We start from the raw sequence: 14,100 nt of genomic DNA on the forward strand, positions 1-14,100 counted from the left end.
TTCTGTTATGATCCTGCTCCGCGATATTTCTTCACGCCATAATTCCATAGCAGAAGGCCGATAGAGCCAAACACCAATCCCATCGCAGGTGTTAGCATCGCCATACGATGCATCTCGGATCGTTCCAGGAACAGGGCTGCCGGATAAATGCCAACGAAGGCAAATGGAATGACCCACGTTAACAGGACCTGAATCGCACGGTTATAGATGGTTACGGGATAACGTCCATATCCCTGAATGTTGTACATTAATGGCAGGATGCCTGTAGGCGCGTCCGAATAGAAAGACAACGACGTCAAAGTGATATAGATTCCTGCATAGATTAGCACTGAGCTAAGTGTAAGAATAATGAGGGCCGGAATATGCCACCACTCCAGCACAAGTCCCATCTCTGCACCACTGATGACCATAATGATCAGACCGATAAACGAACCAACGAGTGCAGGCGGGTCCACATTTTCGAGTAAAATTTGGAACAGGTTATGCGCAGGTCGTGTTAATATGCGATCCATCTCGCCTTTGACAATATACCGTTCACTGAACCCCCACAGATTGATAAAACAACTGAAAATGCCGTAAGGCACCATAAAATATCCATAAACAAAAAGGACTTCACTCTCACTCCAGCCGCCCAAATTATCCGTATGTCGGAAAACCACAAAGATAAAAATCAGATTGGTCGCCTGGAACAGCAAATCCGAAAGGATTTCGACCCAAAAGTCGGCGCGGTACGTGAGACGTGTTTTCATATAATTTTTTAAATATTCCCAGATCAGACCCATATAGTACACTCTGTTATCCTCCTTGCACGAACAGACGCTTGCGCGCCTGACGCCAGATCAGCATCATTGGAATGAGCAGTATGACAAACCAGAACACCTGAATACCGAGTACGCTCCAGATGCCTGTGCCTTCCACTCTTCCGGTGAAAACCGAACCGGGCAGATACGTAATGGCCTGAAAAGGCAATACTTTCATTACTGAAGACATCCAGCCCGGATAGAGGCTGATTGGAATGATCAGACCTGAAAACAGATCAACCACAACGCGTTTCATGCGCATCATACCTTCATTGTTTTCCACAAAAAATGCGGCCAGTCCCGTAATGACATTAATCTGGGAGTTAATGAGAAAACTGAAGAACAGCATAACCAGAAAGCCAACCCACGCGGACGGCGCCGTAGGCAGTTCAACCGGAAACAACAGAATGGCAATGAGCATTCCAGGAATCATGAGCAGCAGGAAACGGAAAATACCTTCGCCCAGCCCCTGCATCATTTTGACCATGACATAGTTGATCGGTCTTATGAATTGAATGGCAATGGAGCCATCCCGAATGTCTGCAGCTATTTCCCGGTCCAGGTTGTTAAAATAAAACGCACGCGCCATCCACGATACAGCCACATATGTCGTCATCTGAGCTGCCGTAAAACCACCCAATTCACCACTACTGCCGTAAATGGCTTGCCACGTAAAGTAATACACGCCGATATTCAGCGTATATATCAAAATGCCGGAATAATAATTCACCCGGTATGCAAGCATCGTCAGGAACCGGATGCGCATAAAATCAAAAAATGCACTATTCATGTTAGGATACACCCACCGCTTCATTCTTTGCTCCCACAATCTCGGGACGCTCGGCTGAACCGGATTGGTAAATACTGCGCACGATCTCATCCGTGTTAATCTCAATAATCTGAATATCGGTAATATCTGCCTGTCCAACGACACGTCCTAGCACATCCGATACGTTGAGTTCAAGTGGAATCCAGACCGAAGCGGACAGTTCGTTCTCCACCGTCCAGCGAACAGGAAGAGCAGCTGTCCATTCCAGCATTTGTTCCATGGGGTGAGCCGTACCAAATTTGAACCGGATTTCCCGTTCTTTACCCCACTGGGATTTTAGATGATCCAACCCGCCATCATAGATGATATTGCCCGCATCGAGCATAATAACTCTTGAACATAAAGCTTCGATGTCCTGCAGATCGTGGGTTGTCAGCAAAATGGTTGTCCCGTGTTCCTTATTCATGTCTTTCAGGAATTCGCGGATTTCCGACTTCACAACAATATCCAGACCTATGGTTGGCTCATCCAGAAACACAATATCCGGATTATGGAGCAGCGCAGCAACCAGCTCACAGCGCATACGCTGTCCAAGACTGAGCTTGCGTACCGGACGGTTCAGCAGATCCTGAAGCTGTAACCGCTCAACCAATTCATCTAGACGTTTGCGGAAATCGACCTCACCTACTCGATACACCTTGCGCAACAGATGGAAGGACTCAATGACACCGATATCCCACCAGAGTTGGCTGCGTTGACCAAAAACGACACCAATATTCTGTACAAACTTCTCACGTTCCTGATACGGAACATATCCACCAACCGATATTTGCCCTGATGTAGGCACCAAAATGCCGGTCAACATCTTAATCGTTGTTGATTTACCGGCACCGTTCTCCCCAATATATCCGCATATTTCGCCTTGCGGAATTTGAAATGAAATATCATTTACAGCCAAGACCTCCTGGTATTGACGTGCAAACAGATCCTGGAATGCGCCCTTAAGTCCTCCTCGACTTTTCTGGACGCTAAACGACTTGCGTAAATCTTTGACATCAATCGCCAGCATGATTATACCTCACTTGGATTTTGTTGAAATTGCTTGTAGCCCAAAAAGAAATTATAATAGTATCAGTCAAAATTCAGCAAGCTTTAAAAAATAGTCTGAGGCCGCGTCCTCTGTTGCATCTCACAGATATGTCGTGTACGGAAAGCCTAGGCTAGATCAAATTGGACTCATCTTCATTTATTTTGAATACAAAGGAGAGCTAGCATGACCAGAAAGACGAAGAGAACCATATGGATTTCTCTTGCCGCCTTCGTGCTGATTGTTGGAGGCGCTGCGGCATTTTATTTCGGTTCTATTCTCAATCAGTTGAATGGCTTGCAAAAGGAAGGCGATGAATCGCCGTTTGCCGGTATCGAAAATGTTGAAAAAGTAAGTACACCGGATCCTCCGAAATGGGAAGGCACCGAAACGGTAAATATTCTCGTTATGGGTGTTGATGCCCGCGGGCTGGAGAAGGGGGAAGTTCCTCGTTCTGACAGCATGATGGTCGTTTCGCTAGACCCACTCACCAAAAAAATCAATCTATTCTCCATTCTGCGCGACACATACGTCAACATTGACGGGTATGGCAAGGAACGCATCAATACTGCTATTACCCATGGTCCCAACGTGGCAATGAAAGCTGCCGGAGACCTCTTGGGTATCCCTGTACAGTATTATGTGTATACCGATTTCCAAGGATTCATCAAATTGGTGGATGCCGTTGGCGGTGTGGATTTTGACGTAGAGAAGGACATGCACTATACAAGTAAAGCGGACAATAATGAGTACGATATTGATTTGAAAAAAGGCTACCAGCATTTGGATGGCAACACAGCTCTCATGTACGTTCGTTTCCGTCATGATGCCATGTCGGATTATGCCCGTTCCGAACGGCAGCGCGAATTCCTGAAAGCAGTAGCAGCGAAAATGCAGTCAACAACAACGATTGCCAAACTACCTTCCATTCTGGAAGAAGTAAATCCTTATGTAGATACCAATCTGACCCTCTCCGACATGTGGAAGCTGGGCGGACTTGGATATCAGAGTAGCATGAACGGTAGCGAGCAAATTCCGCCAATGAAAATGCTCAAGGAAGAACGTACCCCAGGCGGAGCTGAAGTGCTGTCGGTAACCAATGAGGAAAAACTCAAGCAATATATTCAAGATATCATTCACCCTCCTGTTCAAGAAGAAGACAGTACTACCGGAGCCGAAGACAAAACGGCAAGTGGTGACGAACAAGATTCCAAGCAACCTGCACAATAATGAAGTGCACACGAAGAGGGCAGCCCATATGCTGCCCTCTCGCTGTGTTTTGTTTATCTAATATGAAAGGAAGTTATCTTATGAATCCATCACGTTCCCGTTCCGAGCTTTTATACGAAGAAGCACTTCAACATATTGTCGGAGGTGTCAACAGCCCCTCCCGTTCATTCAAAGCAGTGGGTGGCGGTGCACCTGTCTTTATGAAAAAGGCGCAAGGAGCGCACTTCTGGGATGTCGACGACAACCGATATATCGATTATCTCGCGGCCTACGGCCCGATTGTTACAGGACATGCTCACCCTCATATTACCCAGGCGATTACCGAGGCAGCAGCAAATGGTGTGCTGTACGGTACGCCTACGGAACTTGAGATCAAGCTCGCTAAAATGCTGAAAGAAGCCATTCCTTCAATGGACAAGGTTCGTTTTGTAAACTCCGGTACAGAAGCAGTCATGACTACCATCCGGGTTGCCCGCGCCTACACCAAACGTAATAAAATTGTAAAATTTGCTGGATGTTACCACGGTCACTCTGACTTGGTCCTTGTGGCAGCAGGTTCGGGGCCTTCCACGCTGGGTATTCCCGACAGTGCAGGCATTCCAACGAGCATTGCGCACGAAGTCATCACGGTACCTTTCAACGATCTGGACAGCCTGAAAGCAGCTCTGGAGCGTTGGGGCGATGATGTCGCCGCAGTCATGGTTGAACCGATTGTCGGCAACTTCGGTATGGTTATGCCAGAACCTGGCTTCCTGGAAGGACTCTGTGCCATGACTCGGGACAACGGCTCGCTCGTCATTTACGATGAGGTCATTACAGCCTTCCGTTTCCACTATGGCTCTACACAGACTTACGCTGGACTGGACAATCATGCGGAGATCGAACCGGATCTGACTGCACTTGGTAAAATTATCGGCGGCGGTCTGCCAATCGGTGCTTACGGCGGTCGTAAACAGGTTATGGAGCAGGTTGCTCCACTCGGCCCTGCCTATCAAGCCGGAACAATGGCTGGTAATCCTGCGTCTATCTCTGCGGGTATCGCTTGTCTGGAAGTCCTGCAAGGCGAAGGTGTATATGCGGAGATGGAACGTCTTGCGATTGATCTGACAACAGGCCTTCAGGCTTCTGCAGATCGTCATGGCATTGCATTAACCATTAACCGAATTCGTGGTGCATTTTCCACCCACTTCTGTGACCACCCGATTACGAACTATGATCAAGCCCAGGATACCGACGGTGAACAGTTCGCTTCCTTCTTCCGTCATATGCTGAATCGTGGCATTAATCTGGCTCCTTCCAAATATGAAGCCTGGTTCCTGACTACTGCACATACGGACAAGGATGTTGCGGAAACACTCGAAGCCGCAGAAGCTTCCTTCAAAGCTATGGCTCAGGCGTAGACCGTTATCTAACAAGAACAATTCACACGTCGCAGCATAGCATGTTACTGAAATTAATCACATTCACATGAAATAAGGCGTCCCACAAGCGATTAATCCGCTTGTGTGGACGCCTTTTGCAGTTTCACTATTTCCTCACGGATAATCCGCAGCCCTTCCTTGATCCGCTGCTTTGGAACATTGGATATATTTAACCGCAGCATTTTATCCTGATATATTTCCTGTGCGCCTTCCGGATAATATCGTTCTGTTGTATCGGCAATGACTCCCCGTTGGTCCAACCGGGACAGCAAGACCCTGAGCGGCATATCCTTAGGCAGCGGCAGAACCGTATGCTCCCCTCCAGTACGCGGTGCATTCGCAAATGGGCCGAAGTCTGGGAAGGCGTTAAGTTGTTGATACAATTTGTTCATCCGGGCAGCATAGCGGCTGCGGATGACTTTGCCATGGTGGGCAAACATCCCGTTACGGATATAGACCTCAAGTGCTGCCTGGGATAGTACCGCGGTGTCAATGTCGAGCATTTTTTTGTATTTACTAAACGATGCAGTAAGACTTGCAGGCAAAATAGCCACGCCAATCCGCAGGCCGGGAAACAGGATTTTGGAGTAACTTTTCAGATAAATGACTCGCCCTTCCGTATCATATGACCATAACGGGTCCTGCTTCGTGTTCTCTTCCAGATCAGCCAAGAAATCATCCTCTACCAGATAGACATCATAACGCTGCGCCAACCTGATCAATTTTTTCTTCTCAGCTGACGTCAGGGAAGTCCCAATCGGGTTGTGAAAACGCGGCATAACATAAAAAAATTTGATGTCTTCTTCGCGAAACTGTCGTTCGAGCGTGTCCCAATCTAGGCCACCCAGAGAGCGTCTGACCCCAGCAATCGGTACATTCAGACCTTGTAGAAGCGAAGGCATATTATGATAACCCGGCAGTTCCAGCATCACCTGCTTTTTCCCATTCGGAAAAGGCATTAGCGCCAGCACAGCAAGGGCCTGCTGCACCCCTGACGTAATAAAGAACTGCTCATTCCGGGCAAACACCTGATAATCGGCGAATTGCTTCTGCAGCAGATCAATTAATGAAGGTAAGCCTCTCTCAGTTCCATACAAAAACAAATCCGCCTGTTTCTTCTCCATAGCCTGATCCACACAATGGCGAAAATCGGAATAAGGGAATACTCGCGGATCAGGAGCTGCGGAGGCAAAATCCATTGGACCCTGCCATTCCCCATCCTCCACTTCGGCTCCATTCTGTACCGCATAATATCCGGACTGAGGCACCGCGTAGACCAGATGGCGTTCTTCCAGCCACTCGTACGCGCGTATGGCTGTACTTACGCTACATTGATATTGCTCAGCCAGAACACGCACAGCCGGCAGTTTGATGCCTTTATCCTGCCATTGTCCACTGTTCTGCTGGCGCAATTGGTCCTGAATCCATTGCTTAAGTGATTCAGCAATAATTTCGTACTTTCTCATTGGATTCTGCCTCTCCTCCGACTTCAGCATTACTTTAAGTGTACCGGTACAGTATACGTTTTTGTCTATTGTACCACTATTGGTCTGGCAGTATATTGAATAAGGTCAGACAGCGTACGCAGCAACATATGCGCCGTTGAAGTAATAAAGAAAAACCGTATTATTGGAGGAAACCCTATGAACAATAGCCAGACTAGAACATATGCATATGTAGCAGCTGTTTTATATGCAGCCATTATTGGTTTATCCTTTTTATTCGTTAAAATGACGGTAAGTGTCGCACATCCAATTGATGTATTGGCACACCGTTTTGCCTTGTCGTTACTTGTAGTCAGCATTCCTGTTATTTTTGGATGGATCAAGATCAAGCTAACCCTTCGTGATCTGTGGCGTATCATTCCGCTCGGGCTGCTCTCTCCTGTTTTGTTTTTTGCCTTTCAGGCATTCGGGTTAGTCTCGTCCAACTCATCGGAAGCAGGGATTATCCAGGCGATGGCCCCCGTTTTCACACTTGTGTTGGCCTCTATCTTTCTAAAAGAACGTACATCCCTTTTGCAAAAACTGTTTCTACTGTTGTCCGTGGCGGGTGTGATCTTTATTTTCTTGATGAAAGGAAGCGGGATGTCGGCAGGCAATTTTAAAGGTATTGCTTTATTGCTGCTCTCCACAGTGTGTTTTGCAGGTTATGGTGTATTGGCAAGACCCTTGGCGCAGAAATATAAACCGATGGAATTGACCTGGGTGACCCTGATGGTTGGATTTATCGTCTTCAACGCAGCTTCCCTGATTCGTCACGCGTCGAGCGGAACCATGGTGGATTATGTGAAGCCACTCGGAGATGCATCTTACCTAGGAGCACTGGCCTATCTGGCCGTCCTCTCCACCATGTTCTCCACGCTGCTGGCGAGTTATGCCCTGACTCATCTGGAAGCTTCCAAAATGAGTGTATTCAGTAATTTGTCCACGCTCATTTCGATTGCTGGCGGAGCCTGGATATTGCATGAACCAGTGTATGGATACCACTTTGTTGGAGCCCTGCTGATCATCGCTGGTGTACTTGGCACCAATATGAGCGGAAGAAAACGTGGGCTGGTCAATCCAGATAAAGCATGATACAATGTGAAAAATTGTAAACGGACGTTATCAACAATGATGAAGAGAAGTACACAGGACAGGATACCTCAGAGAGCCGGCGGATGGTGTGAGCAGGTGTATCGGTCATGTGGAAATGGGCTTCGGAGTTCCGAGTTGAACCCGTTCTGCCACCTGTACTCAGGAGCGCGGATCGTCAGTAGGCAAGGCGGCATGTTCAGCCGTTATCCATGGACAGGATATCGATAAGGCATATGTGAGCTTTCCGCATATATTTATCCGTATCCCTCAAGTGGGCCGCAACCAGCGGCCAATTAAGGTGGCACCGCGAAGCATAAGCTTCGTCCTTCTATTCTGTTCCCGTCTGGGAAACAGGATGAAGGACGAGGCTTTTTTTGATTTAATTTCTTTATTAGTACAACTCAACATTTACACAAGAACGGAGAGGACAGAAATAACCTGAAGAAGCGGAGTGTTCGCCTTTATCCCCAGATTTCACCTTTGTAAAAGTGTATCAAAAAATCAGGGGATAACAGCGATCGGAAGGTTGTTCTGTCATCGAAGTGACAAGTGTAAATAATCTTTAGTTCGACTGAGAAAGATGCAGGCTGAAAGGAGGTGATGGTCGTGGAAGACGGCTGGTGGCGTCAGCAATTATGGATCGCAAAATCACAACATCAAAGGAGAATAAACCATGAACAAGAACAAAGACATTATTTTAACCGGCGACCGAACAACCGGACAGCTTCATCTCGGCCATTACGTGGGCAGCCTGCGCAGTCGGGTGCAATTGCAGGATGAGTACAAAACGTATATTTTACTGGCTGATGTACAGGCGCTCACGACCCACTATGACCAACCGGGGCTGATTGCAGACAGCGTGCATCAAGTGACACTTGATTATCTTGCCGTAGGTATCGATCCCAATAAAGCCACTCTGTTCATCCAGTCGATGATTCCGGAAATTGCCGAGCTAACTGTCATTTTCTCCATGTTTGTCACGGTGAACAGTCTTCGGCATAATCCTACGATAAAAAACGAGGCGCGTGACCGTGGTTATAAGGATCTCTATTACGGATTTCTTGGATATCCCGTCAGCCAAGCTGCGGATATTGCGTTCTGCAAAGCAACCCTTGTTCCAGCGGGAGAAGACCAGATCCCACATATCGAAACAGCGCGGAAACTGGTACGGAGGTTCAATGAATTATATTCCCCAGTTCTGCCTGAACCACGTATTCTGACCGGAGAACGGCTGGGCGGACTGGATGGCGTGGGCAAAATGAGCAAAAGTATGGGCAACGCCATCTCGTTGAATGCTCATCCTGATGATGTATATGCCAAGCTGTCCAAGGCGAAAACTGACCCTGCACGCATTCATCGTTCTGATCCGGGACATCCAGATATTTGTCCGGTGTTTGCCTATCACCAGCTGTTTCGAAAGGATGAGGCTGCTGAGATTCATGCGAACTGTAGTAACGGCACCATTGGTTGCAAGGATTGCAAAAAGATTGCAGGTACTGCAATTAACGAACTGCTCTCCCCTTTCCGTGAACGGCGAAATTACTATGAACACCGTGGGCATGAAGTGAAAGAAATCCTCGTGGAAGGTACACGTCAGGCCCGTCAAGCTGCACGTGAGACAATGCTAGAGGTTCGTGAAGCGATGGGAATACGTTATTTCGACTGACGGTATGAGAAGGCTTGTTCACGTTAACACTGCTGAGAACAGTATATTGGGAAAAGAGGTCCCCTCAGCATGAAACCAACACAGCCTTCTTTTTTGCAAGCCATGATGTTAATGATGTTATCTGTCGGCCTGATCAGCCACGTCCTGATCATCCCTGCCCTTTTGTCTTCAGCCAAAAGGGATGCATGGATATCCGTTCTGTTGTCTGCAGGACCTTATCTTATATTCACTCTAATGCTTGCGTATGTTTCTCGTTTTCTCCAGCACCAAACCCTGCATGAATGGCTGACTTCCCATCTTGGCAAGCCTCTTGGCATGCTGTTTCGGGTGGGAAACAGCCTCTTTTTTCTGTCCGTGATCTACTTCACTCTGCATGATACCACCACTTGGGCCAAAACCAATTATCTGACGGAGACGCCAATATTGGTTACAAGCATTGCCCTGATGTCTCTCTGTGCCTATGCGGCCTATAAAGGAGTACGCTCTCTGGCATTTACAGCAGGCTTGATCCTGCCTTTGGTTGTGTTGCTTGGCTTCTATGTCGCTATCGTTAATACACAATACAAGGATTACAGTCGTCTGTTGCCTGTGCTTGAACATGGCTGGCATCCCGTATTTCATGGCACAGTCTACAGCCTTTCAGGCATGTTTGAGTTGCTGTTCATCTGGTACTTGCAGCCCCACCTCTCCAAGCGGATACGTGTATGGCAATACCTGATGCTCGCATCAATTATTCTTGGTCTAACCCTTGGCCCACTTATTGGGGCAATCGTGGAATTCGACCCTTTCGAAGCTGCCAAAATGCGTTATCCGGCCTTTGAAGAATGGCGAATTGCCTCCTTGGGCAAATATATTGCCCAGACTGATTTCTTTTCCATTTACCAATGGCTCGCCGGTTCTTTCACCCGGATTAGTCTGGCCATGTATATTGTAGTAGAAATTTGGAATATTAAGAGCGCCTCCAGAAGGATCATATGTTGTGCCACTCTTGGCGTTTTATTTATTCTTTCCATGCTGTATCCTCTGGATGATATGACATTCGAAAAGCTGCTTGTCCAGTACATATTCCCGTTCAATCTCATGTATCTGAGCGGACTAGCGGTAGTTGCAACAGCAGTTGCATACATCAGTTCACGCCATCAGAGGAGGAAACATCATGGAGCACCAAACGATTGACACCACGTCCCATGAAACACTGCTTGCCTCTTTCGAAGAGCAGTTTGATCCCTGCGCAGATGTTGTTATTCAGACCTTTCCAGCCAAAGATGAAACCGATATGTCGGTAATTATGCTCTATTGCGATGGTTTGGTGGACGGTAAACAAATCAACCAGTTTATTATCCCACGGCTGGAACAGCATTCTCTGTTCATAGAAGAAGCACACCCCAAAGAATTGGGATTAACCTTGAATCCAATAGAAGATCTTACAGATACAGAGAATTTAAATCTGCTGATTTTTAGCGGACAATTACTGCTTATTTTCGGAAATGGTGATCAGTCCTGCAGTCTAGATATCGCGAGTATACCAGGAAGAAACCCTGAGGAGTCAGCAATCGAGTCATCAATTAAAGGACCTCGGGACGGATTTACTGAAGAGCTGTCCGTAAATATCGGCCTCATTCGCAAACGAATGAAAACCTCTTCCATGTGTTATGAGAAATATGTTAAAGGTGGTCGTACCCAGACCTCTATTGGTCTGTTGTATGTCAAAGACATCATTAACCCGGATATTCTGAAAGAAGCACGCAAGAATCTCGACCAAATTGAAATCGATGGCATTCTTGGTACCTCTATTATGGAACGTGCAATTATGGGGGGAATTCGCAGTATCTTCCCACTCACGGATAATACGGAGCGACCCGATTATGTCGTGGACTCTCTTTTAAATGGGCGATTTGTGGTTCTCATTGAAGGTTCACCGGTAGCCATTATCGCTCCAACCACTCTGTTTAATCAGCTAAAATCGCCGGAAGACGAGAGTACCCCCTTTTTCATCGTTACTTTTGAGCGAATTTTGCGCATTTCCGGATTATTGATTGCTTGTTTCTTTCCTGCCTTTTATATTGGCCTGACCAGTTTCAATGTGGAGCAGATCCCCTTGCCCCTGCTGGCAACCATTTCAGGCACGCGGATGGGTCTACCCATGCCAGTAACGCTGGAAGCATTTTTAATGATATTTATGTTCGAGCTATTTAATGAAGCTGGCCGCCGACTCCCACGTGCCTTGGGACAAACCGTCAGCGTCGTAGGTGGACTTATTATTGGAGATGCAGCTATTCGAGCAGGAATTACTTCTCCCACAATCATAGTCACGGTCGCTATCTCGGTGATCTCCAGTTATATTCTGGTGAATACCGTGCTCAGTGGGGCTACTGCTCAAGTCCGGATTGGGATGCTAGTCATTTCTTCCATTCTTGGGTTATTCGGTTTCATGATTGGACTGCTTGGTCTGCTGGTGCACCTCGTATCCTTGGAGTGTTATGGTGTCTCATACCTGTCACCCGTCTCTCCTTATATACCCGGCGACTTCACCCAAGCCGTCTCCATGCCCCCTTCCATGAAACGAACCAAACGCCCAGCCGTACTCCATACCCAGGATTCCACTCGCCGGAGGAAACGCTCGTGACAAGATGGATGGCTAAGGTTAGCTTGCTTATAAGCTGCTTTATCCTGTTGACCGGGTGCTGGGATTCAAAAGAGGTTCAGAGCATTAACTTTATCACGGCTGTAGGAATAGATTATGTAGACAACCAATACGTTGCTTACGCTCAGCTCATTGATTTCTCCAGTATTGCCAAACAGGAAGGGCCAACTTCAAGGCAAGCAAGTGATATCTGGATCGGACGGGGTGAGGGTTCTACGCTGAGTATGGCTATTGATGATCTATATCAAACTTCTCAGCAACAAACGCTGTGGACCCATGTAAAAGCGATTGTTTTATCCAAAAATGTGTTGAATGGACGACTGGAGGATGTCTTCAATACACTGTTGCATTCAGGCCAACTGAGATATACCCCTTGGCTCTACGGTACAGAGCATAACATTACAGATGTACTCTCTCCCTCTGCCCTGCTGAACCAATCCGCCCAGACGATCGAGCTGTTTGAACCTATGAAGCTGTACAAGCAACATTCCGGTTATGAACCCATCCGGCTACATCAGCTCCTTGACGGATTTCGGGAGCCTGCTTCCGTTATTCTTTTGCCGTCCATTACCAATCAGAACCAGACCTGGTATAACGGGGATGAAACACCCCCGCTGATTAGAATGGATGGGTTTTACGTCATTTCAAACGGTAAAAATCAAGGCAGGGTTACGGGTAAGGACGCTGATGGCGCACGATTCGTGAATTATGACCGCGTCTATCAATATCCATTGTACGTATACAGCAACGGGAGCAAAATGCCGGAGCTGACGCTTAGGCTTAATAACCCAAAGACAAAGATTAAGGCGAGGAAAGAAGGAAACGGTGTTACATTTGACTTGATTACTTCGGTTAAAGGCGCCATCATCGAGGATCATGACTCTCATCGTTCTCCCCATGTCATGGAAAAGGCAGCGGAGAAACAGATTGAGTCCGAAATCCGCAATACGTTTGAAAAAACCAAATCACGCAAAGTTGATTCCTACGGTTTTGTGGAACATCTATATCGTCATGATCTCCCTTTATGGAGACAAGCGGTATATAAAAGGACTAATCCACTGGAGGGGTTTAAACTCGGTAAGGTGGAGGTTCATGTGAAAATCCTCAATGCCAGTACGTATAAATACGATGAGTAACGCAAAAAGACGATAAGTAGCCTGCAGTCCATGCAAGGTTACTTATCGTCTTTTCATTTTATAATTCACATGTTATCCCAGTGGAAACGCCATAACACTCATGAGTGCCAGTTCAGGCTGAGTGGTATCCAAACGACTGTACTGTACGATAACAGGAACATTGCTGGCGACGGTAATGGCATAGGGTACTCCCGGAGGGATAAGTTGTTCACCCGATCTCAGCGAAGCTGTCCGGATATGCTTTGTTCTCCGCGCAGGAACCTCAGCAACGATATCTTCGAGCGGTTCCCTGTCTTCAAAGTAAATCGTTATTTGCAGCTGTGCATCCACTGTGCCTGTATTTAATACACAGATGCTCTCATGGCTCTCAAGCGAGCCCGAGCTGTCCGGTGGAATATAACCATCGGGGATCACCCAGTAGGTGTGACCTGTCGCAGTGGAAGATATTTTATGTGCTGAAGTGTTTGTCTGATCCTGTGCCATTAATAATTCCTCCTTTGCTAATGCAATAATTAGTTAAACGCACGGGAGGCTCCCGGGGCAGGCGCTGCGGTGGGCGGATCGGGCTGTGGGCCGCTGTTGGTTCGGGATTTCTTCCTCATTCCCCCCTCAGCAGGAAAAATCCCGCTCCAAAGGCGGACGCTTCGCTCCCTCTGCTCCGATTCCGCCCTCCTCCTTTGCTAATGCAATAATTAGTTAAACGCACGGGAGGCTCGCGAGGCAGACGCTTCGGCGGGCGAATCGGGCTGTGGGCCGCTGTTGGCTCGG

At 47.4% G+C, this 14,100-nt stretch carries 12 protein-coding genes and 1 other annotated feature; of the genes, 7 read left to right on the forward strand and 5 right to left on the reverse strand.

The features are described 5' to 3' along the window. Positions 1-5 precede the first annotated feature (5 nt). The 3 genes from ACR1R9_RS23820 to ACR1R9_RS23830 are packed head-to-tail and all read right to left on the reverse strand — an operon-like array spanning position 6 to position 2,638. On the reverse strand, positions 6-782 hold the full coding sequence (locus ACR1R9_RS23820; RefSeq protein ID WP_433923661.1) for an ABC transporter permease: 777 nt from the start codon (positions 780-782) through the stop codon (positions 6-8). 13 nt (positions 783-795) lie between these two features. Beyond that, positions 796-1,590, reverse strand: a complete 795-nt coding sequence (locus tag ACR1R9_RS23825) for an ABC transporter permease (RefSeq protein WP_076292222.1) — start codon at positions 1,588-1,590, stop codon at positions 796-798. Between the two features lies 1 nt (position 1,591). Next, entirely contained in the window at positions 1,592-2,638 is a 1,047-nt protein-coding gene (locus ACR1R9_RS23830; protein WP_063568167.1) for an ABC transporter ATP-binding protein, read from the reverse strand. A 204-nt stretch (positions 2,639-2,842) separates the two neighbouring features. Between ACR1R9_RS23830 and ACR1R9_RS23835 the strand changes: the two genes are divergently transcribed. After that, positions 2,843-3,886 carry an LCP family protein gene (locus ACR1R9_RS23835; RefSeq protein ID WP_076292221.1) on the forward strand — a complete coding sequence of 348 codons (1,044 nt, stop codon included), beginning with the start codon at positions 2,843-2,845 and terminating at the stop codon, positions 3,884-3,886. A gap of 80 nt (positions 3,887-3,966) precedes the next feature. Continuing rightward, positions 3,967-5,286 carry a glutamate-1-semialdehyde 2,1-aminomutase gene (locus ACR1R9_RS23840; protein WP_090904320.1) on the forward strand — a complete coding sequence of 440 codons (1,320 nt, stop codon included), beginning with the start codon at positions 3,967-3,969 and terminating at the stop codon, positions 5,284-5,286. Positions 5,287-5,378: 92 nt separating this feature from the next. Here ACR1R9_RS23840 and ACR1R9_RS23845 read toward each other — a convergent pair whose 3' ends face one another. After that, a complete protein-coding gene (locus ACR1R9_RS23845; protein WP_076292219.1) occupies positions 5,379-6,773 on the reverse strand; it encodes a PLP-dependent aminotransferase family protein in 1,395 nt (464 codons plus the stop codon). A 177-nt stretch (positions 6,774-6,950) separates the two neighbouring features. Between ACR1R9_RS23845 and ACR1R9_RS23850 the strand changes: the two genes are divergently transcribed. The 5 genes from ACR1R9_RS23850 to ACR1R9_RS23870 all read left to right on the forward strand — a co-directional run bounded on the left by ACR1R9_RS23850 (position 6,951) and on the right by ACR1R9_RS23870 (position 13,332). Further along, positions 6,951-7,886: a DMT family transporter gene (locus ACR1R9_RS23850; RefSeq protein ID WP_076292218.1), complete on the forward strand. Its 936-nt coding sequence runs from the start codon at positions 6,951-6,953 to the stop codon at positions 7,884-7,886. A 27-nt stretch (positions 7,887-7,913) separates the two neighbouring features. Next, positions 7,914-8,217, forward strand: a binding site (T-box leader). 342 nt (positions 8,218-8,559) lie between these two features. Next, positions 8,560-9,552, forward strand: a complete 993-nt coding sequence (gene trpS, locus ACR1R9_RS23855) for a tryptophan--tRNA ligase (protein WP_076292217.1) — start codon at positions 8,560-8,562, stop codon at positions 9,550-9,552. Between the two features lie 69 nt (positions 9,553-9,621). Further along, positions 9,622-10,728, forward strand: coding sequence for a GerAB/ArcD/ProY family transporter (locus ACR1R9_RS23860; RefSeq protein WP_099858736.1), 1,107 nt, complete (start codon positions 9,622-9,624; stop codon positions 10,726-10,728). Then, positions 10,709-12,178 carry a spore germination protein gene (locus ACR1R9_RS23865; RefSeq protein WP_076292215.1) on the forward strand — a complete coding sequence of 490 codons (1,470 nt, stop codon included), beginning with the start codon at positions 10,709-10,711 and terminating at the stop codon, positions 12,176-12,178. The genes ACR1R9_RS23860 and ACR1R9_RS23865 overlap by 20 nt, the downstream gene beginning before the upstream one ends. Before the next feature lie 8 nt (positions 12,179-12,186). Continuing rightward, positions 12,187-13,332, forward strand: coding sequence for a Ger(x)C family spore germination protein (locus ACR1R9_RS23870; RefSeq protein WP_433956399.1), 1,146 nt, complete (start codon positions 12,187-12,189; stop codon positions 13,330-13,332). Positions 13,333-13,404: 72 nt separating this feature from the next. On the opposite strand, the gene ACR1R9_RS23875 is transcribed toward ACR1R9_RS23870, so the two are convergent. Continuing rightward, positions 13,405-13,815, reverse strand: coding sequence for a sensory rhodopsin transducer (locus ACR1R9_RS23875; RefSeq protein ID WP_433922503.1), 411 nt, complete (start codon positions 13,813-13,815; stop codon positions 13,405-13,407). Between the last annotated feature and the right edge of the window lie 285 nt (positions 13,816-14,100).

The sequence above is a fragment of the Paenibacillus taichungensis genome (assembly GCF_050994985.1).
Taxonomy (GTDB): domain Bacteria; phylum Bacillota; class Bacilli; order Paenibacillales; family Paenibacillaceae; genus Paenibacillus; species Paenibacillus taichungensis.

Coding starts and splice junctions, on each gene's coding strand:
- ACR1R9_RS23820 (WP_433923661.1), bottom strand. CDS start 782: ATGGGTCTGATCTGGGAATATTTAAAAAATTATATGAAAACACGTCTC.
- ACR1R9_RS23825 (WP_076292222.1), bottom strand. CDS start 1,590: ATGAATAGTGCATTTTTTGATTTTATGCGCATCCGGTTCCTGACGATG.
- ACR1R9_RS23830 (WP_063568167.1), bottom strand. CDS start 2,638: ATGCTGGCGATTGATGTCAAAGATTTACGCAAGTCGTTTAGCGTCCAG.
- ACR1R9_RS23835 (WP_076292221.1), top strand. CDS start 2,843: ATGACCAGAAAGACGAAGAGAACCATATGGATTTCTCTTGCCGCCTTC.
- ACR1R9_RS23840 (WP_090904320.1), top strand. CDS start 3,967: ATGAATCCATCACGTTCCCGTTCCGAGCTTTTATACGAAGAAGCACTT.
- ACR1R9_RS23845 (WP_076292219.1), bottom strand. CDS start 6,773: ATGAGAAAGTACGAAATTATTGCTGAATCACTTAAGCAATGGATTCAG.
- ACR1R9_RS23850 (WP_076292218.1), top strand. CDS start 6,951: ATGAACAATAGCCAGACTAGAACATATGCATATGTAGCAGCTGTTTTA.
- trpS (WP_076292217.1), top strand. CDS start 8,560: ATGAACAAGAACAAAGACATTATTTTAACCGGCGACCGAACAACCGGA.
- ACR1R9_RS23860 (WP_099858736.1), top strand. CDS start 9,622: ATGAAACCAACACAGCCTTCTTTTTTGCAAGCCATGATGTTAATGATG.
- ACR1R9_RS23865 (WP_076292215.1), top strand. CDS start 10,709: ATGGAGCACCAAACGATTGACACCACGTCCCATGAAACACTGCTTGCC.
- ACR1R9_RS23870 (WP_433956399.1), top strand. CDS start 12,187: ATGGCTAAGGTTAGCTTGCTTATAAGCTGCTTTATCCTGTTGACCGGG.
- ACR1R9_RS23875 (WP_433922503.1), bottom strand. CDS start 13,815: ATGGCACAGGATCAGACAAACACTTCAGCACATAAAATATCTTCCACT.